Here is a 21790-nt window from a genome sequence, read left to right on the forward strand (position 1 = left end):
TCCTCTGTCAGGTCTCGGGCTGCTGTCACGTCTCGGGCTGCTGTCACGTCTCGGGCTGCTGTGGTTTCTCGGGGCTGCGTCAGATCGCCTTGCCCGGGTTCAGGATGCCTCGCGGGTCGAGGGCCGACTTGATCGCAGCGAATACCTCGCGCACGGGCTCGCCGACTTCGTCGGTGAGCCACTCACGCTTGACCAGCCCAACACCGTGCTCACCCGTGAGCGTGCCACCAAGGCGGTGCGCGAGGCGGAACATGTCATCGAGTGCAGCATGCGGTGCACCCTCGAGAAGGGTTGCGCCATCAGGAAGCAGAACCATGGGGTGCATGTTGCCATCTCCGGCGTGAGCGATGGTGAAGATCTCTACGCCGCGTGCAGCCGCGATCTGCTCGACTCCTGCGACAGCTTCGGCAAGCCGAGTCCGCGGTACGCCGATGTCGCAGATCGCAACCCGGCCACGACGCTCGACGGCAGGTATCGCCTCGCGACGTGCCCGCACGAGAAGTGCCGCCTCATCGGGGTCGCTCGCCCGCAGCACAGACGTGGCGATGTCGGCGATGACGCGCTGGATCTCATCGGCTTCGGCATCCGCCCCGAATCCGTCGGTTTGAATGAGCAACAACGCACCCGGATGTGCCGCGTAGTCGGTCCCGAGAAGTGCATCGACAGCGCGCACCGTGGACGCGTCCATGAGCTCGAGCATCGACGGCTGCACGCCGGCGGCGACAATGGCACCCACCGCGGTCGCTGCCTCCGCCGCCCCGGCGCACCATGCGGCGATGGTTGCCACTTTCGGTGGACGGGGGCGCAGACGCACTGTCGCTTCGGTGACGATGCCGAGCGTTCCCTCACTGCCGATGATCAGTGCTGTGAGGTCATATCCGGCCACTCCCTTGAGAGTGCGATGCCCGGTGCGCACGACCGAGCCGTCGGCGAGCACGACCTCCAGCGCCAGCACAGACTCGCGGGTGACGCCGTACTTTGCGCACCGCATGCCACCCGCATTGGTGGCGATGTTGCCACCAATCGAGCAGATCATGGTGCTCCCCGGGTCGGGAGCGTAGAACAGACCGTGGGACGCAGCCGCTTCGTCGATCTCGTGGTTGAGAACTCCCGGCTGCACGACAGCGAGGTGCTCTCTCGGGTCGAGCTCGAGAATCGCTCGCATACCCGAGACGTCGATGACGATCTCGCCGGCTGAGGCCACCGAGCCGCCGGCAAGTCCCGTGCCTGCGCCGCGCGGCACGACTGCGCAGCCCTCCTCAGAAGCGATGCGCAGGGCTAGGCTGACATCCCGCGTCGAGCGAGCGTGGACCACGGCATCCGGAACTGTCCGCCGAATGAGTCCAGACCGGTCGGTCGCCGCGGCGGTTCGAGCCTCGAGGTCGACGCTCGCCACCTCGAGTTCGCGCAAGAGCCGTGTGACGGCGCGGTGCGGGCCAGCAGACATGATCAGATCCTCCGCCCGCACTTCCCTGGCGAGTACAGGTCAGTCACCGCCAACGATGAGGTACCCGCGGCGCTCGTCGAAGCCGCCGATGCGTCGTCCCGCGGCCAGATGCGTCATCAGGGCATCGCGCACACGTCGCCGCTCGACGGCTGCAGCTTCGGGTTCGCGGCGCCGCAGCGCCTCGATGTCGCGGGGAATGGCCACGGATGCCCGAACCTCGGCATCCGCCGGCGTGGGAACCGGCGGAGCCGCCAGAGCCCACGACACCATCAGACGGTCCGACTCGTCGCCGCGGTTCACCCCGTCATCCATCGCGCCGTAGTGGTCCACGAGGTACTCGGTCACGCGCGCACCGAGCACGGTGAGATTGAAGTGGGCGTTTCGCGACACGAGCGGATCGAAGGTCCACGTCACGTGCCCGATACCCCGGCGCAGCCCCCACTCCCGCTGATGCTGCTTCAGCATCCGCCCGAAACCCCGATCCTGGGCGCTCGGCAGGATGCCGGTGATGTGCGAGTGCATCGACCGGGCAGCGGGTTCGGCGAAGAAGGCGACGGATGCCCCCACCATGCGCTCACCCTCGAAGAGCCCCACCGCGTAGTTGCCCGAGTGAGCGAGGGCACGCAACAGGTTCGGCGGCATTCCGGTGCGATCGCCGCCCCACACTTCCGAGAGCACGGCCGACGCCTCGAACACCTGGGCGACCGTGTCGAGCTCGCGGATGCTGAGCTGGGGCGATGCGGCGTCGCTCACGAGGCCCTCGATGTGGGCACAACGGGGATCGAGCCGGTCGGGGTGAGTTCGACACCCGCCGTGATGACGTGTTCTGCGAACAGTCCCGGCCAGGCCATGACCCCGTAGGGCGTGCGGGCCACGATGAGGCGGCTGTTCGGCATGAGCTCGTTGAGGCGGCTCGCCGTGCGAAGCGGATGGGTCGGGTCTCCGGTCCACGCCAGGATCAGCGTCGGCACGTCGATGCGGGTGAGCTCGTCTTTCGGCGGCAGGTCAGCTGTCGCGGCTCCCCGGAGCACCGTCGGCAGGAGCGACTCATCGACTGCGGGGAGCGACTCGGGGGCATCCGCGAGGGCCGGCGGAACGGGCGTGGTGGAGCCGAGCTTCACGAAGGCCTCGACACCATGCCGCTCGATGAGATCAGCGTTCGTGCGGTACACCTCGGCCTGAGCCCGGCGTGTGCCCCACGCGGTGGGGGGAACCATGAGGGTCAGGCTCGCGAAGCGCACCGGATCCTTCAGGGCAGCGTGGAGCATCGTGCCGGTCCCCATCGACGGGCCCACGCCATGGACCGCTTCACCGGGAGCGACGGCATCCAGCACCGCCAGAAGGTCGTCGGCAAGGTTGTCCCACCGGTAGTCGGCTGGGTCTGCTGTGCCCGTCGAACCGCCGTGACCGCGCGCGTCGAGCCGCAGGATGCGGTGACCCCGAAGCGCCCGGCCGAGGTCGAGTCCGAGGTGGCTGTCGCGGCTGCGGCTGGACATCAGCCCGTGCAGCTGGACGACCAGGGGACCGTCATCACCGGTCACATCGAAGTCGAGTGTGGCGCCTCGAATCCGCAGCGTGCTCACGTGCCCTCCCGGGCGTCCTCTGTGCGAAACGGTTGCCGCCTAGACTACGCGCGATGCGCTTGACGAATGTCGCCCGAATGACGCTGCCCCCAGGCCGAGTCCGCAGCCTCATGTTTCCCGCCGAGGCCCTGCCGGACGCGGAGCCGTTGACCCTGTCGTTCGACCAGGGTCGGCACGTCGGCGAGGGTGATCGACCCGGATCGTGGATGGCAATCTCGTTTCGCCTGCGCACACCGGCGGCGCCCGACGAGATCGCTGACGCGTGGGCCGCTGTCGTCGACCGGCACGGCACCCTGAGCACCGTGTTCGACCGCGACGAGGACGGAGCCGTGCAGGTGCGACCGGCACGACTGGGCGTCGGGCGATGGGTGACGCATCCGGCGCCTCCCGAGCGGCTGACGCGCGAGGTGCTGCGCGAGGTGCTCGACGACGGATGCCGCCCCTTTGCCACCCCCTCCCATCGGCTGTGCCTGATCGAACCCGGTGGCGGAGCCGATCCGACGATCGTGATCGCCTCCGACCACGCTCACGTCGACATGTGGTCTCTGCTCGTGCTCGCCCGGGACCTCGCCGAGGTCGTCGACGACGAGCGGGAGGACCGGGCACCGGGTGCTGCGTTGCCGGCAGCGCGAGCATTCGCCGACCACTCCGCGGAGCTTGCAGCTCGACCGCCGGCACCGGGAGGCATCACAACGCGCTGGGCCGAGATCCTCGACGCCGAGGGCGGTCAGATGCCGCTGTTCCCCCTGACCCTGGGCGATGTCGCCGCTGCGCGATCCGAGATCGTCGATGTGCGCGACGTGTTCGACGGCGCCGAGTTCGAGGCCTTCTGTGAACGCGCTGCAGCCGCGGGGGTCAGAGCGATCGCCATCGCGGTGTCCGTCATGACACGCGTGAGCCTGGCGATGGGCGACCAACCGCTGCGAGCTGTGTTCCCGGTCCATAGCCGGCACGACCCGCAGTGGCACGATTCGGTCGGCTGGTTCATCACGAACGCGGTGATCGAGTCATCCGATCCTTCGCCGCAGGCGTGCGCCCACGCCGTGAAGGAAGCGATCGGCCTCGGCTCGCATCCACTCGGCCCGATTCTCGGTCCGTACGGCGGCATGCCGGCAACCCCCGGGATGTTCGCGGTCTCGTGGCTAGACACCGGGCGACTCCCGATCGCGCCGGGCAGGCTCCGCGACATCCAGTACGTCTCTGCGGTCGTGCGCACCGACGGTGTCATGATCTGGTTCATCGCTAACGACACCGGTCTGCACCTGCGGTGCCGCTACCCCGATACGCCAGAGGCACGGCGCAACGTCGGGGCGTGGCTGGATGCCGTCCACTCGGGGCTTCGCGACACGATCGGCGCGTGATCGGTTCGGTCGCGCCGTCATGAGGGCGAAACCATAACGCACCCGCGGCGCGGCGCAACCGAGGCTGACCTGTGCCCGGAGCAGGCGCTAGCCTGAGGCCCATGACGGCACCGACGCCCGAGGCCACGACGCCCACCGACACCCGCTTCTTCGGCCAGCCCCGGGCCCTCGCCACGATCTTCGGTGTCGAGATGTGGGAGCGCTTCAGCTTCTACGGCATGCAGGGGATCCTGCTGATCTACCTCTACTACTCGGCCGCGCAGGGTGGACTCGGGATCGACGAGGGGGTCGCGACCGGGATCGTCGGCGCGTACGGCGGCGCCGTCTACCTCTCGACGATCCTCGGCGCGTGGATCGCCGACCGGATACTCGGCTCGGAGCGCGTGCTGTTCTACAGCGCCGTGGTCATTATGCTCGGCCACATCGCCCTCGCGCTGCTGCCGGGACTGCTCGGCGTTGGCGTCGGCCTGGTGCTGGTCGCCGTCGGATCGGGAGGCCTCAAGGCCAACGCGACCTCGGTCGTAGGCACGCTCTACACGACGGACGACCCGCGCCGGGATGCCGGCTTCTCGCTCTTCTACCTGGGCATCAACCTCGGCGCCTTCCTCGGCCCGATCCTGACGGGCCTGCTCCAGTCGACTGCCGGTTTCCACTGGGGCTTCGGCCTGGCGGCTGTGGGGATGGCGATCGGTCTGATCCAGTACACCCTCGGTCGCAAGCGGATCCCGGCCGAGGCATCCGTCGTGCACAACCCGCTGCCTCGCAATCGCTACGCCCTCATGATCGGCGTTGCCGTGGGCGCAGTCATCGTCATCGCGATCCTGACGTTCGCGCGCGTGATCCGGGCAGACAACCTTGCCGATGTCGTCATCCTCGTCTCCCTCGCGGCGGCGATCGCCTACTTCGTCGTGATCTTGAGCTCCCGCAAGGTGACAGCGGTCGAACGTTCACGGGTGGTCGCGTTCATCCCGTTGTTCATCGTGAGCGTCGGTTTCTGGTCGCTGTACCAACAGCAGTTCACGGTCATGACGGTCTACTCCGACAAGCGCTTGAACCGCGACCTGTTCGGCTGGGAGATGCCGGTGCCGTGGGTGCAGTCGATCAACCCGATCTTCATCATCATCCTCTCGGGAGTTTTCGCAGCTCTGTGGACCAAGCTCGGCACACGCCAGCCGTCGACGCCCGTGAAGTTCGGGCTCGCGGCCATCATCATGGGCGCCGCGTTCCTGCTGTTCCTGCCCTGGGCGGGAGGCGGCGAGAACACGACACCGCTCCTCGCGATCATCGGCATCCTGTTCGTGTTCACCGTCGCCGAACTCCTGCTCTCGCCGATCGGATTGTCGATCACGACCAAACTCGCTCCCAGTGCCTTCCGCACGCAGATGGTGGCCCTGTTCTTCCTGTCGGTCGCTCTGGGAACCGCGATAGCGGGCTGGCTCGCGCAGTTCTACGACCCACGCAACGAGGTGCCGTACTTCTCGAGCCTCGGTATCGCCGCGATAGTCCTGGGCGTCGCGCTGCTGCTGGCCGTGAAGCCGGTCCTGAAGCTGATGAAGGGCGTGCGCTGAATCACGCACGATCGGCCAACACACGCAGGCAGATGGCACAGATCGGCGCTGCAGGGAGTGAGGACGAGCGCAGCACACGAGAGAATCGGTCCATGCCCACAGCCCAGCTTCCCCTCGATCACGCGTGCCTCATCGTCCACGGCACGGACTCCCCCGGCATCGTCGCGGCGGTCTCGGCTCTGATCACGCGGCAGGGCGCGAACATCGTGCAGTTCGATCAGTACTCCGACAACCCTGCCGGCGGCGCCTACTTCCAGCGCGTCGTCTTTCACCGGCCAGGCCTGCGCGAGGCACTGCCCGCGATCGAAAACGACCTTGCCACGACCCTGGGCGACGGGTTCGATCTGCAGTGGGCGATCACCGACCAGTCGGTTCCGAAGCGGATGGCGATCCTCGCCTCGAAGCAGGACCACTGTCTGCTCGACCTCCTGTGGCGTCATCGTCGCGGCGAACTGCCGGTGGAGATCCCGGTCGTCATCTCGAACCACACGGATGCCGAGGCTGATGTCACCGGTTTCGGCATCCCCTTCGTGCACGTGCCTTCGGTCGCCGGGTCCGACAAGAGCGCCAGTGAAGCCCGCATCCTCGAGGTGCTGGCTGACGCGGATGCCGACTTCGTGGTTCTCGCCCGCTACATGCAGATCCTGAGCGGCGAGTTCCTCGAGAGCGTGCGGGTGCCCGTGATCAACATTCACCACTCGTTCCTTCCAGCGTTCGTCGGCGCCCAGCCCTACCGCCAGGCGAAGACCCGCGGCGTGAAGCTCATCGGAGCGACCTCGCACTACGTCACCACCGACCTCGACGAGGGGCCGATCATCGAGCAAGACATCGTGCGGGTCACGCACGCCGACACTGCTGCAGACCTCGAACGACGTGGCGCTGACGTGGAACGTGCAGTGCTTTCGCGCGCCGTGCTCTGGCACGCGCAAGATCGCGTCATCCGTCACGGAAACCACACCATCGTCTTCTGACCGCTCGGCCCCACGGGGCACATTGTCGCGACACCGAAGCGCCGGATAGGCTCGCGGAGTCCCCTATCTCGAGGAAGAGGCAGCTCATGGCCATTGCAGTGACAAATCCTGCGACCGGCGAAGTCATCGAAACCTTCGAGCCTCACGATGAGGCCGAGGTCGAGCGCCGCATTGCCGCCGCACAGTCGGCGTTCGTCGCGCTGCGCGATACGACGTTCGCCGAGCGCGCCGGATGGATGCGCAAGGCTGCCGAGCTGCTGGAAGCCGACGTCGACGAGATGGCGCGCACCATCACGATCGAGATGGGGCGTCCCCTCGCCCAGTCGCGAGCCGAGGTGCTCAAGTGCGCTCGCGGATGCCGGTTCTACGCCGACAACGCCGAGGACTTCCTGGCCACAGAGGAGCTTGCCGACCCCTCGTCGGTGAAGGCCTCGGCCGCCGGGACCCGCTGGGCACCGCTGGGCGTCGTGCTTGCGGTCATGCCCTGGAATTACCCGCTGTGGCAGGTCATGCGCTTTGCCGCCCCGGCGCTCATGGCCGGCAACACGGGGCTACTGAAGCACGCCTCTAACGTTCCGCGTTCCGCGCTCTACCTTGACACTCTCTTCGAGCGCGCCGGATTCCCGGTCGGCTCCTTCCACACGCTGCTCATCCCGGCATCCGGAGTCGAGCGGGTCCTCCGCGACTCGCGGGTCGTGGCCGCGACCCTGACCGGTTCGGAGCCCGCCGGTCGCTCGCTCGCTTCCATCGCGGGCAGCGAGGTCAAGCACGTCGTGCTCGAGCTCGGTGGCTCGGATCCGTTCGTCGTGATGCCGACGGCGGACCTCGATGCTGCGGCATCCGTCGCTGTCACCGCCCGAAACCAGAACAACGGGCAGTCCTGCATCGCTGCCAAGCGGTTCATCGTCCACACCGACGTCTACGACGATTTCGTGGCACGGTTCGTGGAGAAGACCGCAGCGCTGCGCGTCGGCGACCCCCTCGACGAGGGCACCGACGTGGGCCCCGTTGCGACCGAGAGCGGCCGGGACGAACTCGCCGAGCTCGTCGATGATGCCCTCTCGCACGGCGCCGAGGCGTTGACCGGCGGCTCGGTCCCCGACCGACCGGGCTGGTTCTACCCGCCGACGGTCCTCGCCGGTATCACGCGGGATATGCGCCTGTTCCAGGAGGAGGCCTTCGGCCCTGTAGCCACGGTGTTTCGCGTCGACTCCCGTGAGGAGGCCGTCGAGATCGCCAACGCGACGACGTTCGGGCTGTCCTCCTCGCTGTGGAGCACCGACGACGACGAGATCGAGTGGTTCGTCGACCGCATCGAAGCCGGTGCCGTGTTCATTAACGGCATGACCGTTTCGCACACGGAGCTGCCGTTCGGGGGCATCAAGAACTCTGGCGTCGGGCGAGAGCTTGCCGCTGCCGGCATCCGTGAGTTCATGAACCTGAAGACGGTCTGGCGCGCGTAGCCACCCCGTTCGTCGTCAGGGAAGGATGACGATCTTGCCCGGCTCGTGTGAGGACTCGAGCGCCTGGAACGCCTCCACCACGTCGTCCAGCGGGTACGTGGCCACAACCGGGAAGACGATCTTGCCGGCCGCGATGTCCTCGCCGAGAGCGCGGAGGTTCTCGGGGGTGCGGGCTGCCCGCTCGACGTTATGCGCGCCGAGCTCGTCGAGGGCCGCATAGGCGGCGATCGCGACCATCCGGTCAGCGGCAACGCCGAGGGCAACACCGGCATCGAGCGCATCGCGGCCGTGGCAGTCCATGACCGCGGTGATCTCGCCGAGGTCACGCACTCGGTCGGCGAGACCCGTGCCGTACTCAACCGGCTCGACACCGAGCGACCGCAAGAAGTCGTGGTTGGCCACGGATGCCGAACCGATCACCCGCGCGCCGCGGGCGATCGCAAGCTGCGACGCCACGAGCCCGACAGCGCCGCTCGCGCCGCCCACCAGCACGACATCGTCCTCGCCGACCGGCACCGTAGCCAGACACGAAACCGCCGTGAGACCGGCAACATGCAGGCCACCCGCCACCTCGACCGCGAGCCCCTCGGGCCGCCGTGCGATCTCTGCGGCATTCGCGATCACCTGCTCGGCGATCGCACCCGCAGCGCGACCCATGACGGCATCCCCGACAGCGACCGGCGTGCCATCCGGGTAGGCAGCCCCCTCACCGACCGCGATGACAGTGCCGGCGAAGTCTCCACCGATGCGTCGCGGGAACGGAGCATCCGACGGAATGAACCCGCCGCGAGCCTTGGCATCGTAGGGGTTCAGCCCGGCAGCTTCGACGGCGACCAGCACCTTCCGTGCGCCCGGGGAGGGCTCCTCTGTCTCCGTGACGAACAGGACCTCAGGCCCCCCGACTTCGTTGTACATCGCTGCGCGGCTCATACCTTGAGCGTAGTCACGCCACTCCGTCTGTGGGCCGAGAGAGGGCTATGCAGATTCGCAGGGATGCCTCGGCCGCTGCACGGCTGAGCGGCGCGTGCCAAGCTGTCGACATGGCGAATTCGCCCACCGGTGACTCGATGACCGAGCGCATCGTGCGTGTTCTGGAGACGTTCACCTCCGAACGCGCTGTGCAGTCGGCATCCGAGATCGGGCGGCGATCCGGGCTGCCGTCCTCCAGCGCCCACCGCATCGTCGATGATCTGGTCTCGGCAGGTCTGCTCGATCGCGACGAAGACGCCCAGGTGCGCCTCGGCATGCGCCTGTGGGAACTCGCCCTGCGCGGATCCTCGGCGCTGCGCCTGCGCACAGCGGCTCTTCCTCACATGGAGACGGTGCAGGCCACCATCCGCGAGCACACGCAGTTAGCCGTGCGCGAGAAGGATGAGGCGCTCTTCATCGAACGCCTTTCGCATCCGGATGCCGGAGCCAATATCACCCGCATCGCCGGCAGGCTTCCGCTGCACGCCTCATCGTCGGGCCTTGTGCTGCTCGCCTACGCGCCGGCAGCGGTTCGCGCGAGCGTCCTGGGCAGTCCGTTGCGCGCCGTCTCGCGCGAAACCATCACCGACCCGCGGACACTGGAGCGCGTCATCGCGGGGATCCGGCGCGACGGCGTCGCTATCGCTCCCGGCTCGATTCAGTCTGTCTCCACGGGTGTGGCGGTGCCGCTTCGTCACGAAGGTGAGGTCGTGGCCGCGTTGTCTGTCGTGCTTCCGCGGGATGCTGATCCGGCGCCCGCGGTTGCCGCGCTGCGCAGCGCCGTCGCGGGTATTGAGAGCGATCTTCGGCGGCAGCGGCTCTGACCCCAGGAAATCCCGTTCAATGGGAATCTCGGGGCCGCACCCGGCGGTCTGATGCAGACTCGGCGAAGACCCGCATCCGTCGAAGGAGACGCCATGTCAACCGTCCGCACTCAGGTAGCCATTGTCGGCGCCGGCCCCGCTGGCCTGCTGCTGTCGCACCTCCTCGCCGCGCGAGGCATCGAGTCGATCGTGCTCGATCAGCGCTCGCGCGAAGAGATCGAGAAGACGATCCGCGCTGGCATCCTTGAGTACCCCACCGTGCAGCTGCTCGACGAGACCGGCGCTTCACCGCGCGTGAAGACGGAAGGTCAGCGCCACGACGGCATCGAGCTGCGCTTCCAGGGCGAGGGTCACCGCATCGACTTCCCCGCACTCACGGGCCGCAGCGTCTGGCTCTTCCCGCAGCATGAGGCCCTCATCGACATGATCGCTGTGCGCCTGGCAGCGGGGCAGGACCTGCGGTTCGGTGTCACTGTCGACCGCGTCGAAGACATTGAGACCGATCGGCCCCGAGTGTTTGCGACGAACTCCGACGGCTCGCCGCTCGAAATCGAGGCCGACTTCATCGTGGGCGGCGATGGTTCCCGCAGCCTGGTCCGCGCCGCCGTCACGGGATCGTCGACAGGTGGGTACTTCCGCGAGTACCCCTTCGCCTGGTTCGGCATCCTGTGCGAAGCGCCGCCCAGCTCCGAGGAGCTGATCTACAGCAACTCCCCCAACGGCTTCGCTCTCATCAGCCAGCGCAGCGCCACCGTGCAGCGGATGTACTTCCAGTGTGATCCCGAAACCGACCCCACCGTCATGAGCGAGGCCGAGATCTGGGAGACTCTGCAGTCGTGCGTTCCCGGCACGACACTGCAAGAGGGGCCGATCTTCCAGCGCGACGTGCTGAGGTTCCGCAGTTTTGTTGCGTATGAATTGCGCCGCGGACGCGCCGCCCTCGTCGGGGATGCCGCCCACACGGTTCCCCCGACGGGCGCCAAGGGTATGAACCTCGCCGTGGCCGACGTCGTATTGCTCGACCGCGCGCTCGGCGCGCTGCTGAACGAGGGGGACGAGCGACTGCTGGATTCCTACGCCGAGACGGCCCTGCAGCGCATCTGGAAGGCGCAGCACTTCTCATGGTGGATGACGAGCATGCTGCACCTGACTCCCGAGGCATCCGACTTCGATCGCCGGCGCCAGATCGGCGAACTGCGTTCGGTCGTCGAGTCCGAAGCGGGACAGACCTACCTCGCGGAGGCCTACACCGGCTGGGCGTTCGCCTAGCGAGCGATTCTCAGCGGTCGGGGGCGACTTCGACCGCTCCGGCCATCACGCGAAGCGCGTGTGCGAGGGCTTCGCGTTCGGAGCCGTCCAGGGCTCCGAACATCTCGCTCTCGACATCGCGGGCGATCTCCTGCGCCTGAGCGAGCAGGTCACGGCCAGCCGGGGTCGCGACTACCACGTTGGCTCGCCGGTCGTTGGGGTCGGGCTCCCGCTCGACGAGCCCTCGGGACTGGAGCTCATCGATCAGCGCGACGATCTGGCTCGGGTCAAGCCGCAGAAACTCCGACAGTTCGCGCTGGGACGGACGGGCGTCGTCCGCCGCGATGGCCAACACCGAATACGCGCGAACACGCAGATCGAGCGACTGCAGCGCCGCGTTGACTCGCGAGACCGAGACCGCGTTCGCGCGCGCGAGCAGGAACGCGAGGTCGTCTCCGACTGGGGTGCGCCACAGACGCTCCGAGCGGACGGGCGACTCTGTCGCCCGTGCCTGTTCGTTTGCTGTGGACACCCGGCGATTGTAGCAATTCGCTGCCGAAAACAATCGTTGAACTTGACAACGATTCGTCCGGGTGTACACAATCCTCACCATGAGCAGCGTCGCCGTACCCCGCACGATCTTCGACGAGTCCCACGCCGACTTCCGAGACACCGTTCGCCGGTTCGTCCAGCGCGAGGTGTCGCCCCACCTGGATGCCTGGACAGAAGCCGGACGCGTCGATCGGACCCTCTTCGCGAAGGCTGGCGAGACCGGACTGCTCGGAATCTCGGCCCCGGCTAGCAACGGAGGCGGGGACGTCGACGATTTCCGCTACAACGCGATCATGATCGAGGAGCTCGCCGCTGCCGGCGCGACAGCGGTCTCGATGTCGTTGTGCGGAATCAACGACCTCATCGCGCCCTACCTCATTGCGTTCGGCTCAGAGCAGCAGCAGGACCGCTGGCTGAGCCCTCTGGTCGCGGGTGAGAAGATCGGTGCTATCGCGATGACCGAGCCGGGGACGGGGTCGGATCTCGCATCCATCTCGACGACCGCGCGGCGCGACGGAGACGATTTCGTCCTGACCGGGTCCAAGACCTTCATCTCCAACGGACTGCTGGCAGATTTCGTGATCGTGGTTGCACGCACGGACCCCGACGCCGGCCGCGCGGGCTTCAGCCTTCTCATTGTGGAGGACGGCATGCCCGGCTTCACTCGCAGCGGCCCCCTGAAGAAGATCGGGCTGAGCGCACAAGACACTGCCGAGCTGTCGTTCGCTGAGGTTCGAGTACCCGCCGCGAACATTCTCGGAGCGCCCGGCGACGGGTGGATGCAGCTGCGCCACAATCTGCCGATCGAGCGCTTGCACATCGCCGTGACCTCGATGGCGAGGATGCGCGCGACCTTCGACCAGGCCCTCGCCTACGCGAAACAGCGCACCGCGTTCGGTCAGCGGATCGCGGACTTTCAGGCGAACCGCTTCTACCTGGCGGAGCTTGCGACCCAGATCGAAGTAGCGCAAGTGTTCGTCGACCGCTGCATCCTGGATGCCGCGCACGGCCAGCTCGACGAAGTGACCGCGGCGATGGCGAAGTGGTGGGTGACCGAGCTGCACCAGAAGGTCATCGACCGAGCTCTGCAGTTGCACGGCGGGTACGGGTACACGAGGGAGTACCCGGTCGCCCACGACTACCTCGACTCTCGCGTCGCCACCATCTATGGCGGCACGACCGAGATCATGAAAGAGATCATCGGCCGCCGCCTGACACGCGAGTGAGACAGCACCGCACGCTGGCAAAGATCAATCGTTGACTATTGCAATGAAATCGGATTGACTAGGCGCTGTCGGCCAGGGCCGAGAGTGCCTCGAGAAGCAAGGGAGCGCCATGTCGCTGCAGGGCAAAGTCGCCATCGTCACCGGATCGGGTCGAGGTCTGGGCCTCGCCTACGCTCAGGAACTCGCTCGACAGGGTGCGGCAGTGGTCGTCAATGACGTCGACGACCAGACTGCCGCCGACGCCGTAGCCACGATCGAAGCCGAGGGCGGCCGTGCCACCGCGGTGGTCGCTCCCGTTGGACCGACCGAGACTGCACAGAAGCTGCTGGCCGCCGCGCTCGAGACCTTCGGCGGTGTCGACATCCTCGTCACCAACGCTGGAGTGCTGCGCGACAAGACGCTCTGGAAGATGACCGACGACGACTTCGACACCGTCATCGGTGTCCACCTGCGGGGCACCTTCACATGTGTCCGTGAGGTCGCCACGCACCTGCGCGAGGCCGGCAAGCCAGGCCGCATCATCTGCATCGGCTCACCGACAGGCCAGCGCGGAAACTTCGGGCAGACCAACTACGCCGCTGCCAAGGCCGGCATCGTCGGCATGGTGCGCACCTGGGCGCTCGAGCTCAAGAAGGCAGGGATCACCGCCAACGCCGTCATCCCCGTCGCAGCCACGGCCATGACTGCCACGGTCCCCTACTTCGCCGCCGCCGTCGAGGCATCCGAGCGCGGTGAGACCATGCCCGCGTTCTTCCGCCACGACCTGGGGTTCGGCACCTCCGAGGATGTCGCAGGAGTCATCGCTTACCTCGCATCCGACGACGCCGCCCACATCACCGGTCAGGCGATCGGCGTGGGAGGAGACCGCATCCAGCTGTGGTCGCACCCCGAGCCGGTCGTCACCGCCTACCACGAGGGCGGATGGAGCACCGATGCCCTTCAGGCTGAAGCTCACGAACTGTTCGACGGGCAGCTGCAATCCGTCGGCGAGACCTTCCCGCCGCTTCCGGAGGAGCTGCAGCGGTGACGACCCGCTACGAGCCGGCAATCGATGTCGAGGCCCTGAGGGCCATCGATGTGCATGTGCACATCGAGATCGACGAGCACGGGCACTCCTCCCTTCCGGATGACCTTGCCGAGGCGGCCTCGAAGTACTTCCGCACCGACGGCCCACGACCCGACCTCGACTCGATCGCGCAGTACTACCGTGAACGCTCGATGGCAGCTGTCGTGTTCACCGTGGACTCGGAGTCGGCCCTCGGGCATCAGCCCATCTCGAGCATTGAAATCGCCGAGGGAGCGGCGCGCAACAACGACGTCCTGATCCCGTTCGGCTCGGTCGACCCGCGCAAGGGACCCGCAGCGATCGAGACGGCACGGCGCCTCATCGAAGACCACGGCGTGCGCGGGTTCAAGTTCCACCCGACCGTGCAGGGCTTCGATCCGAGCGACCCGGTCTACGCGCCGCTGTATGCCGTGCTCGAGGATGCCGGCGTTGTCGCCCTCTTCCACACCGGCCAGACCGGGATCGGAGCGGGGATGCCGGGCGGCCGCGGCTTCCGCCTCGGCCTGTCCAACCCGATGCTGCTCGATGGCGTGGCCGCCGACTTCCCCGAGCTCCAGATCATCATGGCTCACCCGTCCGTGCCGTGGCAGGACGAAGCACTCTCGGTAGCGACCCACAAGCACAACACGTGGATCGACCTCTCGGGCTGGAGCCCGAAGTACTTCCCCGAAAGCCTCGTGCGTGCCGCGAACTCCTACCTGAAGGATCGGGTCCTGTTCGGCACTGACTTCCCGCTTCTGACTCCCGAACGCTGGTTCGCGGATGCCGAGAAGACCGCCCTGAAGCCGGAGGTCATGCCCGGCATCCTCAAGAACAACGCCGCCCGGCTGCTGGGCTTGACGGCAGCCGCCTGATCCACCCGTACCACCTCAAGGAGACACCATGACGACCACCGTTGCCTTCGCCGATCTGAACACCCTCGTGGGTACCGACCTGGGCTACTCCGACTGGTTCGAGGTCACCCAGGACCGCATCAACACGTTCGCTGATGCCACTGACGACCACCAGTGGATCCACGTCGACCCCGAGCGCGCAAAGGAGGGACCCTTCGGTGCGCCGATCGCGCACGGCTTCCTCACGCTGTCGCTGTTCATCCCGATGTGGGTGGATCTCCTGGACGTGCAGGGCGCTGGAACGAAGGTCAACTACGGCCTCGACAAAGTGCGCTTCGTCTCGCCCGTTGCCGCCGGCTCACGGGTGCGCCTGACCGCCACGATTGCCGAAGTCACCGAGGTCGGCGGCGGGATCCAGCTCGTCGTCGACGGCACGATCGAGATCGAGGGTGGAACCAAGCCCGCGGTCGTGCTGCGGAGTCTGCAGCGCCTGTACGCCTAACCGGAGGCGGGGCTCGGCGCCCCACTTCCGCATCGATTGATTCACCGACGAATCCGCTCCCTCGAAGAAGAGACCTCCGATGCACAATCACGGACTTGGCGCGTGGATGACCACCCGGCGCCAGAAGACACCCGACAAGACCGCCCTGATCTTCGACGGCCAGAGCACGACATACCGGGCGTTGGCCGACGACACCGACCGGATCTCCGCTGTGCTCGGGCGCCGCGGTATCGGGATTGGTGACGCCGTCGCGTTTCTCGGTGAGAACCGTCCCGAGTTCCTGTCGGTCATGTTCGCCTGCGCCCAGCTGGGCGCTATCTTCGTGCCCGTCAACACGCGATTGGCACCACCCGAGGTTACCCACGTGCTCACCGATTCCCGGGCGCGTGCGCTCATTGTCGACCCGGCGCTGCATGAGAAGGCACTCGAGGGCATCGCCGCCGCGCACATCAGCCACGTGATCCCCACGGGTGAGGGCACAGCTGATCACCTGGGACTGTCGCCGCTGCTCCGCGGTACTCCATTCGGCCACACGGATGCCGCGGTCGGTCATGATGACCCTGCGGCGATCATCTACACCTCGGGCACGACGGGCAAGCCCAAGGGCGCGGTTCTTACGCACGGCAATCTCATCTGGACGGCGATCAACTGCGTGGTGGACTACGACGTCGTGTCCACGGATGTCGCGCTGATGATCTCTCCGCTCTTCCACGTCGCAGCACTGGGCATGGGGGCGCTGCCGATCATGCTCAAGGGCGGCACGATGGTGCTCGAGAAGGGCTTCGACCCCGGACGCGCCCTCGCCCTCATCCAGGAGTACCGCGTGACGATGCTCAGCGGTGTTCCCACGACCTACCAGATGATGGCCGATCACCCCGGCTGGGACAGCACGGACCTGTCGTCGCTGGCCAAACTAACCTGCGGCGGCTCCGCGGTTCCCACCCGCATCCTCGATGCCTACGAAACCCGGGGGCTGTCGTTCTCGCAGGGCTACGGCATGACCGAGACCTCGCCGGGCGCGACATCCCTCGCCCCCACGATGACCCGCGCCAAACAGGGCAGCGTGGGGCTTCCCCACTTCTTTACAGAGATCCGCATCGCCGACGAGAACGGAGTGATGGTGCCGCGCGGCACGGTCGGGGAGATCGAAGTGTCAGGTCCGAACGTCTTCGCCGGCTACCTCAATCTGCCCGAGGCGACCTCGAAGGCGTTCACGTCTGACGGGTGGTTTCGCTCGGGCGACCTGGGTTACCTCGACCGCGACGGCTACCTCTACATCTCCGATCGCCTGAAAGACATGATCATCTCGGGCGGCGAGAACATCTACCCGGCCGAAGTCGAGAACCACATTTCCAGCATCGAGGGCGTGACCGGCGTCGGTGTGATCGGCATCCCCGACGAGCAGTGGGGCGAGGTTCCCTGGGCTGTCATCACGGTGAAGGACGGCGTCGACCTCGACACCGAGACCGTGCGTACTCACCTCGAGGGCAAGCTTGCGCGCTACAAGCTGCCCAAGAACGTCGTCATCGTCGATGAGCTGCCCCGTACGGCGTCAGGGAAGGTCCGCAAGGCCGACCTGCGCGCCCGCTTCGGCAACGGCTGACTACCGCACTGCAGGGCGAATACCTATGCCCTGAGGTATAGTCCGAACTCTATGGGCGATGAGCGCGCAACGATGCCACACGCCCGCGTCGCCCTTGTCGTCGCGGTGTGTCTGGTCGCCATCAACATGCGGCCCACCATCACATCGGTGGGGCCGCTGCTCGAACAGATCGGTGCCGACACCGGGCTCGGTCCGAGCGCGCTGGGTCTTCTCGCATCCATCCCGCTGGCGACGTGGGCGCTGGTCTCCCCGTTCGCCTCCGGCCTGAGTCAGCGCTTCGGGATGAGCCGAGTCGTGCTGTGGTCACTGGCGCTGCTGACGATGGGCACCGTGGTGCGATCGGTACCGGGCCCGGCAGTAAGCCTCTGGATCGGCACCGCCGTGATCGGCGTCGCACTCGCTATTGCGAATGTGCTCATGCCCGCCGTCATCAAGCGGGAGTTTCCCTCGCGGGTGCCCACGATGATGGCTGTTTATACCGCGCTGCTCGGCGGCGCCGGCGCTGTCGCATCCGGCGTGGCGGTTCCGGTCGCGGAGTGGGGCGCCGGGGTGACCGGCGCCGATGGGTGGCGCCTGTCGCTCGTCATCACCGGCGGCATCCTGCTCCCCGTGGCCATCGTTGCGTGGTTGGTGGCGATGCGCGGCCGCCGAGAACGAGCTACACGCGGGGGCGCCGCTGGACAGGCACGGGGTATCTGGAAGGACAGCACCGCCTGGGTCGTGGCCGCCTACATGGGCTTCCAGTCGGCCACGTTCTACATCCTGGTGACATGGTTGGCAACGATCGCCGTTTCAACCGGCCGCAGCGCGGTCACGGCGGGAATCGACGTCATGATCTACCAGGTCGGCGCGCTGGTGGGCGCCATTGCGGTGCCGGTTATCCTCCGGGGCGGCGCTGCGCGCTGGGTGCCTGCCGCGCTCCCGGTGATCGCACTGGTGGGACTGGCTGGACTCATCGCGGCACCCGATGCCATCCTCGCGTGGGTCATCGTGCTCGGCCCGGCATCGGGTGCCTCGCTCGGCGTCTCCCTGACACTCATGGCCCAGCGCGCCCGCGACCACCACGGAGCGACCGCCCTGTCAGGCATGGCTCAGTCGGTCGGTTATCTCATGGCCGCCGCGGGCCCGGTGCTGTTCGGCTCGCTCCACAGCGCCACTGACGGATGGCTGCTGCCACTGTTGCTCGTTGTAGCGATCCTCGTCGGGCAGAGCCTGTCGGGACTGGCGGCGGGTAGAGAGCGCTACGTCCTCGAGCCGCGCTAAGCGCGGGCTCGAGGACGTAGCCGAACCGGTCAGAGCGGGTACTGACCCGGCTCACGGCGCATCGTGATCCACCGCGTCTCGGTGAAGGCATCGATGTTGGCCTGAGCACCGCCGTGGCGCGAGCCCGTCCCCGACGCGCCAGTGCCACCGAACGGCGTGTTGGCCTCGTCGTTCACGGTCTGATCGTTGATGTGCACGATGCCCGTCGGGATCTGCTGCGCGAGGTCCCAGCCGGCCAAAGCATCCTTTGTCACGATGCCGAGGGACAGACCGTAGTCGGTCGCCGACGCGAGCGCCACGGCCTCCTCGTCGGTCGAGAACTTCACCACCGATGCGACAGGTCCGAAGACTTCTTCGCAGTACGCGGGCGCGTCAGCCGGCGTGTTCGCGAGCACTGTCGGCCGGTAGAAGAGGTCCTCGTAGGTGCCGCCAGCACGAAGCTCGGCGCCGCTCGCGACGGCATCCATCACCAGAGCGTGCACCCGGTCGCGCTGGACCTCGTCGATGAGAGGACCAAGGTGCACCGGCCCCGCGGCCGGATCGCCGACGTGCATCGACTCGGCCTTCGCGGCGAGCTTCTCGACATACTCATCGAAGACCGCCTCATGCACGATGTGACGGCCGACGGTCATGCAGATCTGCCCCTGGTGCAGGAACGATCCCCATGTGGCGAGGTTCACTGCCTGGTCGATATCGGCGTCGTGCCGGATGATGAACGCCGAGTTCCCGCCGAGCTCGAGGTGGGCACGCTTGAGGTTGCGACCCGCCTGCTCGCCGACGATGCGGCCGGCACGCGTGGAGCCGGTGAACGCGATCACCCGGACACGGGGGTCTTCGATCATCGCCTGGCCGACATCCGCGCCGCCCGGAACCAGCTGCAACAGACCCTTCGGGAGCCCGGCCTCCTCGAAGATCCGGACGAACGAGACACCGCCGGTGATGACGGTGCGCGGGTCTGGCTTGAGCAGCACGGCGTTACCGAGCGCCAGCGCGGGAGCCACCGCACGGATGCCGAGGATCAGCGGCACGTTGAACGGTGAGATCACACCCACGACGCCGACCGGCACCTGTTCGGTCATCGAGAGGCGTGGCTCCTCAGAAGAGAGAACCGCACCCTTAGGAGCCGAGGGCAGCGCCGAGGCTTCGTAGCATTCGGCAGCGGTGACGTGAAGGGCGAACCCAGCCAGCGGCGGAATCGCACCGACCTCGCGAACATTCCATCCGCCGATCTCATCGGCATACTGTTCCCAGAGCATCCCCGCCCTGCGCAGCACCGCTGCTCGCGCCGGGTGCGGCATCGCTGCCCACTCTTTCTGCGCCGCAGCTGCCGACTCCGCGGCGCGCGTGACATCGCCGGGACCGGCCATGCCCACGGCAGCAAGAACCTCACCGGTAGCGGGTGCCACCGAATCGATCTGTCCGCCTTCTCCTGCTACCCATTCGCCGTCGAGATAGATCTTGCCGGCGAACACAGCCGGGTCGATCAGGACGTCGGTGTCTTGCGTGATCGTCATGGTTCCTCCGTGATTCCAGTGACGGTACCCGGCGCCGTGCCGGGCGTGAGATCAGGCGGGACGGATGATGCTGCCGGTGTCGCTCGCACCGCGAGCCAGGCGCTGAGCCCGGCGTCCGACGCTGCTAGCCGCCCATCCTGCACGAATGACTCGCATGGCATCTTCTGCCAAAGCCCCGCCATCTGTAAAGGGCTCCCGCCAGATTGCCAGCATGTCGGCGACGAATCCGGGGAGGATCGAGCGCGAGAACGCTTCGACTCCCCAGCGGCCCTCGTATCCGTCATCCAGCGCGCCCTGTACGAGCTTCGGGATGTCGACCGCGCCCGTCGAGAGCAACCCCCGGCCCGACTGACCGAGCTCGAGGTACGCGAGCCGGGGCATCGCCGTGCGGATCGCCTGGGCGGCATCGGCCTCTTCGACTGCCATATGAAACGAGTCGAGGTGGATCCGGAGGTGCTCGGAGCCGCTGAGCTCCGCGTACTCCATCGCCTGCGCTGCGGTGTTCACCATCGCCGTCTCGTAGCGGTTGACTACTTCGAAGGTCATCATGATGCCGTGCTCGTGAGCGTAGTCAGCCACCTTCCCGACCGATGTCGCGGAGCGTTCGCGTGCCGCCGCGTCGATGGGCGCCATCGGATGCCCGAAGACACCGTAGGGCACGCCGTTGAGCTGATCGCCCCCGAGCGCCGCGGTCGCGTCGACCATGGCGTACAGCGCCGCCTCACCCGCCCGACGTTCGTCAGCATCAGCCGACGATACGTCGGCGCCCGGGAGCTGACCGGCGATCGGGATCGGGGTCAGCCCCGCGTCATCGAAGAGGCGACGCAGCGACGCAAGGTCGGTTGCCGCGGGGTCGAACGGCGCCAGCACGATCCGGCGGTATCCGGCTTCCGCTACCCGCACCAGGGCTCGGGGGGTGAGCGATGAATCGGGCCCGTCGACCAGCACATTGATGTGGCAGGCGATGTCGAGATCCATGACCATCGCTCTAGAAGGTCGGCAGGTCGAACCGCTGCTTGAAGGCCGAGTAACCGTCGTCGACGTGCACGACAGTGCCGTTGATGACATTGGCTTCGTCGGAGGCGAGGAACGCGACGACGTTCGCGATTTCCTCCGGCTCGGTCATCTTGTTGCGCAGCTGCTCGGAGGCAAAGAGCGACTTCAGCTCATCCGAGAATTGGTTGATGATCGGCGTACCCACGCGTCCCGGGGTGATCGCGACGGCGCGGACGCCGTACTCCGCGAGTTCGTATGCGGCAGAGCGGGTGAACGAGATGACAGCGGCCTTCGCGGCGCTGTAGCTGAAGGCGAGTTCGGCGGCCTGCTCCCCGTAGATCGAGGAGGTGGAGATGATGACCCCTCCGGTGCCCTGCTTCTTGAACTGACGTCCCGCCGCGAGGATGCCGTAGTAGACGCCGTCCTGGTCGACGCGGATCATCGGGTGGTAATCCACCGCGGGATCGTGGTCGAGCAGGGGCTTGCCGCCGGCGATACCGGCGTTGTTGAAGATGACATCGAGCTTGCCAAAGGCATCGACCGTGCTCTGCACGGCAGCCTCGACCTCCTCGAAAACGGAGACGTTGACTCCCACCGCGACTGCCGAGCCCTCCGGGAGCGTGTCGACCGCTTCCTGCGCGCGGGTCGCATCGATGTCGGCGACGGCGACCTTGGCGCCTTCGGCGATGAACTTCTTGACCGTTGCCAGCCCGATTCCGCTGGCGCCACCGGTAATGAGGGCGACCTTGCCTGCCAAACGCATGGTGATGTCTTTCTGTGTCGTGGTGTGCGGCGCAGCCG

20 protein-coding genes are annotated in these 21790 nt (G+C 67.0%); 12 read left to right on the forward strand and 8 right to left on the reverse strand.

Features of this window, described 5'->3' with window-relative positions:
- Window positions 1-79 precede the first annotated feature (79 nt).
- The 3 genes from AB0O89_RS02985 to AB0O89_RS02995 are packed head-to-tail and all read right to left on the reverse strand — an operon-like array spanning window position 80 to window position 3030.
- Window positions 80-1447, reverse strand: a complete 1368-nt coding sequence (locus AB0O89_RS02985) for an FAD-linked oxidase C-terminal domain-containing protein (protein ID WP_363494003.1) — start codon at window positions 1445-1447, stop codon at window positions 80-82.
- Window positions 1448-1486: 39 nt separating this feature from the next.
- Window positions 1487-2200, reverse strand: a complete 714-nt coding sequence (locus AB0O89_RS02990; RefSeq protein WP_363494005.1) for a GNAT family N-acetyltransferase — start codon at window positions 2198-2200, stop codon at window positions 1487-1489.
- Entirely contained in the window at window positions 2197-3030 is an 834-nt protein-coding gene (locus tag AB0O89_RS02995) for an alpha/beta fold hydrolase (RefSeq protein ID WP_363494007.1), read from the reverse strand. The genes AB0O89_RS02990 and AB0O89_RS02995 overlap by 4 nt, the downstream gene beginning before the upstream one ends.
- A 53-nt stretch (window positions 3031-3083) precedes the next feature.
- On the opposite strand from AB0O89_RS02995, the gene AB0O89_RS03000 reads away from it, so the two are divergent.
- The 4 genes from AB0O89_RS03000 to AB0O89_RS03015 all read left to right on the forward strand — a co-directional run bounded on the left by AB0O89_RS03000 (window position 3084) and on the right by AB0O89_RS03015 (window position 8393).
- Window positions 3084-4391, forward strand: coding sequence for a peptide synthetase (locus tag AB0O89_RS03000; protein WP_363494009.1), 1308 nt, complete (start codon window positions 3084-3086; stop codon window positions 4389-4391).
- A gap of 101 nt (window positions 4392-4492) precedes the next feature.
- The gene (locus AB0O89_RS03005) at window positions 4493-5959 is read left to right on the forward strand and encodes a peptide MFS transporter (RefSeq protein ID WP_363494011.1); all 1467 of its coding nucleotides are present in this window, start codon (window positions 4493-4495) and stop codon (window positions 5957-5959) included.
- A gap of 92 nt (window positions 5960-6051) precedes the next feature.
- Window positions 6052-6930: a formyltetrahydrofolate deformylase gene (purU, locus tag AB0O89_RS03010; RefSeq protein ID WP_363494013.1), complete on the forward strand. Its 879-nt coding sequence runs from the start codon at window positions 6052-6054 to the stop codon at window positions 6928-6930.
- Between the two features lie 86 nt (window positions 6931-7016).
- Window positions 7017-8393 carry an NADP-dependent succinic semialdehyde dehydrogenase gene (locus tag AB0O89_RS03015; protein WP_363494015.1) on the forward strand — a complete coding sequence of 459 codons (1377 nt, stop codon included), beginning with the start codon at window positions 7017-7019 and terminating at the stop codon, window positions 8391-8393.
- A gap of 15 nt (window positions 8394-8408) precedes the next feature.
- Here AB0O89_RS03015 and AB0O89_RS03020 read toward each other — a convergent pair whose 3' ends face one another.
- On the reverse strand, window positions 8409-9323 hold the full coding sequence (locus tag AB0O89_RS03020; protein WP_363494017.1) for an NADP-dependent oxidoreductase: 915 nt from the start codon (window positions 9321-9323) through the stop codon (window positions 8409-8411).
- A gap of 110 nt (window positions 9324-9433) precedes the next feature.
- On the opposite strand from AB0O89_RS03020, the gene AB0O89_RS03025 reads away from it, so the two are divergent.
- Together AB0O89_RS03025 and AB0O89_RS03030 are read left to right on the forward strand one after the other, a co-directional pair.
- Window positions 9434-10186 (forward strand): IclR family transcriptional regulator, encoded by a 753-nt coding sequence (locus tag AB0O89_RS03025; RefSeq protein WP_363494019.1) that lies wholly within the window; start codon window positions 9434-9436, stop codon window positions 10184-10186.
- A gap of 93 nt (window positions 10187-10279) precedes the next feature.
- Complete coding sequence (locus tag AB0O89_RS03030; protein ID WP_363494021.1) at window positions 10280-11455, forward strand: 4-hydroxybenzoate 3-monooxygenase; 1176 nt, start codon at window positions 10280-10282, stop codon at window positions 11453-11455.
- 10 nt (window positions 11456-11465) lie between these two features.
- On the opposite strand, the gene AB0O89_RS03035 is transcribed toward AB0O89_RS03030, so the two are convergent.
- Complete coding sequence (locus AB0O89_RS03035; protein ID WP_363494023.1) at window positions 11466-11966, reverse strand: MarR family transcriptional regulator; 501 nt, start codon at window positions 11964-11966, stop codon at window positions 11466-11468.
- A gap of 79 nt (window positions 11967-12045) precedes the next feature.
- Here AB0O89_RS03035 and AB0O89_RS03040 point away from each other — a divergent pair, with 79 nt between their 5' ends.
- The 6 genes from AB0O89_RS03040 to AB0O89_RS03065 all read left to right on the forward strand — a co-directional run bounded on the left by AB0O89_RS03040 (window position 12046) and on the right by AB0O89_RS03065 (window position 18479).
- Window positions 12046-13212 (forward strand): acyl-CoA dehydrogenase family protein, encoded by a 1167-nt coding sequence (locus tag AB0O89_RS03040; protein WP_363494025.1) that lies wholly within the window; start codon window positions 12046-12048, stop codon window positions 13210-13212.
- A gap of 109 nt (window positions 13213-13321) precedes the next feature.
- A complete protein-coding gene (locus AB0O89_RS03045; RefSeq protein WP_363494027.1) occupies window positions 13322-14239 on the forward strand; it encodes an SDR family NAD(P)-dependent oxidoreductase in 918 nt (305 codons plus the stop codon).
- Window positions 14236-15132, forward strand: a complete 897-nt coding sequence (locus AB0O89_RS03050; RefSeq protein ID WP_363494029.1) for an amidohydrolase family protein — start codon at window positions 14236-14238, stop codon at window positions 15130-15132. The genes AB0O89_RS03045 and AB0O89_RS03050 overlap by 4 nt, the downstream gene beginning before the upstream one ends.
- Before the next feature lie 28 nt (window positions 15133-15160).
- The gene (locus AB0O89_RS03055; RefSeq protein WP_363494031.1) at window positions 15161-15613 is read left to right on the forward strand and encodes a MaoC family dehydratase; all 453 of its coding nucleotides are present in this window, start codon (window positions 15161-15163) and stop codon (window positions 15611-15613) included.
- Between the two features lie 79 nt (window positions 15614-15692).
- Window positions 15693-17216, forward strand: coding sequence for an o-succinylbenzoate--CoA ligase (gene menE / locus AB0O89_RS03060; protein WP_363494033.1), 1524 nt, complete (start codon window positions 15693-15695; stop codon window positions 17214-17216).
- A 51-nt stretch (window positions 17217-17267) separates the two neighbouring features.
- Window positions 17268-18479, forward strand: coding sequence for an MFS transporter (locus tag AB0O89_RS03065; protein ID WP_363494035.1), 1212 nt, complete (start codon window positions 17268-17270; stop codon window positions 18477-18479).
- Window positions 18480-18508: 29 nt separating this feature from the next.
- On the opposite strand, the gene AB0O89_RS03070 is transcribed toward AB0O89_RS03065, so the two are convergent.
- The 3 genes from AB0O89_RS03070 to AB0O89_RS03080 are packed head-to-tail and all read right to left on the reverse strand — an operon-like array spanning window position 18509 to window position 21752.
- Complete coding sequence (locus AB0O89_RS03070) at window positions 18509-19993, reverse strand: aldehyde dehydrogenase family protein (RefSeq protein ID WP_363494037.1); 1485 nt, start codon at window positions 19991-19993, stop codon at window positions 18509-18511.
- A gap of 51 nt (window positions 19994-20044) precedes the next feature.
- The gene (locus AB0O89_RS03075; protein ID WP_363494039.1) at window positions 20045-20971 is read right to left on the reverse strand and encodes a sugar phosphate isomerase/epimerase family protein; all 927 of its coding nucleotides are present in this window, start codon (window positions 20969-20971) and stop codon (window positions 20045-20047) included.
- Between the two features lie 10 nt (window positions 20972-20981).
- Window positions 20982-21752: an SDR family NAD(P)-dependent oxidoreductase gene (locus tag AB0O89_RS03080; protein ID WP_341578060.1), complete on the reverse strand. Its 771-nt coding sequence runs from the start codon at window positions 21750-21752 to the stop codon at window positions 20982-20984.
- Between the last annotated feature and the right edge of the window lie 38 nt (window positions 21753-21790).

Origin of the sequence: Microbacterium sp. NPDC076895 (assembly GCF_040687115.1) — a bacterium.
Lineage (GTDB): Bacteria > Actinomycetota > Actinomycetes > Actinomycetales > Microbacteriaceae > Microbacterium.

Excerpts from the sequence above, each read along its gene's own strand:
- AB0O89_RS02985 (WP_363494003.1), bottom strand. The coding sequence starts at position 1,447 with ATGTCTGCTGGCCCGCACCGCGCCGTCACACGGCTCTTGCGCGAACTC.
- AB0O89_RS03000 (WP_363494009.1), top strand. The coding sequence starts at position 3,084 with ATGCGCTTGACGAATGTCGCCCGAATGACGCTGCCCCCAGGCCGAGTC.
- AB0O89_RS03005 (WP_363494011.1), top strand. The coding sequence starts at position 4,493 with ATGACGGCACCGACGCCCGAGGCCACGACGCCCACCGACACCCGCTTC.
- purU (WP_363494013.1), top strand. The coding sequence starts at position 6,052 with ATGCCCACAGCCCAGCTTCCCCTCGATCACGCGTGCCTCATCGTCCAC.
- AB0O89_RS03015 (WP_363494015.1), top strand. The coding sequence starts at position 7,017 with ATGGCCATTGCAGTGACAAATCCTGCGACCGGCGAAGTCATCGAAACC.
- AB0O89_RS03020 (WP_363494017.1), bottom strand. The coding sequence starts at position 9,323 with ATGAGCCGCGCAGCGATGTACAACGAAGTCGGGGGGCCTGAGGTCCTG.
- AB0O89_RS03025 (WP_363494019.1), top strand. The coding sequence starts at position 9,434 with ATGGCGAATTCGCCCACCGGTGACTCGATGACCGAGCGCATCGTGCGT.
- AB0O89_RS03030 (WP_363494021.1), top strand. The coding sequence starts at position 10,280 with ATGTCAACCGTCCGCACTCAGGTAGCCATTGTCGGCGCCGGCCCCGCT.
- AB0O89_RS03040 (WP_363494025.1), top strand. The coding sequence starts at position 12,046 with ATGAGCAGCGTCGCCGTACCCCGCACGATCTTCGACGAGTCCCACGCC.
- AB0O89_RS03045 (WP_363494027.1), top strand. The coding sequence starts at position 13,322 with ATGTCGCTGCAGGGCAAAGTCGCCATCGTCACCGGATCGGGTCGAGGT.
- AB0O89_RS03055 (WP_363494031.1), top strand. The coding sequence starts at position 15,161 with ATGACGACCACCGTTGCCTTCGCCGATCTGAACACCCTCGTGGGTACC.
- menE (WP_363494033.1), top strand. The coding sequence starts at position 15,693 with ATGCACAATCACGGACTTGGCGCGTGGATGACCACCCGGCGCCAGAAG.
- AB0O89_RS03065 (WP_363494035.1), top strand. The coding sequence starts at position 17,268 with ATGGGCGATGAGCGCGCAACGATGCCACACGCCCGCGTCGCCCTTGTC.
- AB0O89_RS03070 (WP_363494037.1), bottom strand. The coding sequence starts at position 19,993 with ATGACGATCACGCAAGACACCGACGTCCTGATCGACCCGGCTGTGTTC.
- AB0O89_RS03075 (WP_363494039.1), bottom strand. The coding sequence starts at position 20,971 with ATGGATCTCGACATCGCCTGCCACATCAATGTGCTGGTCGACGGGCCC.
- AB0O89_RS03080 (WP_341578060.1), bottom strand. The coding sequence starts at position 21,752 with ATGCGTTTGGCAGGCAAGGTCGCCCTCATTACCGGTGGCGCCAGCGGA.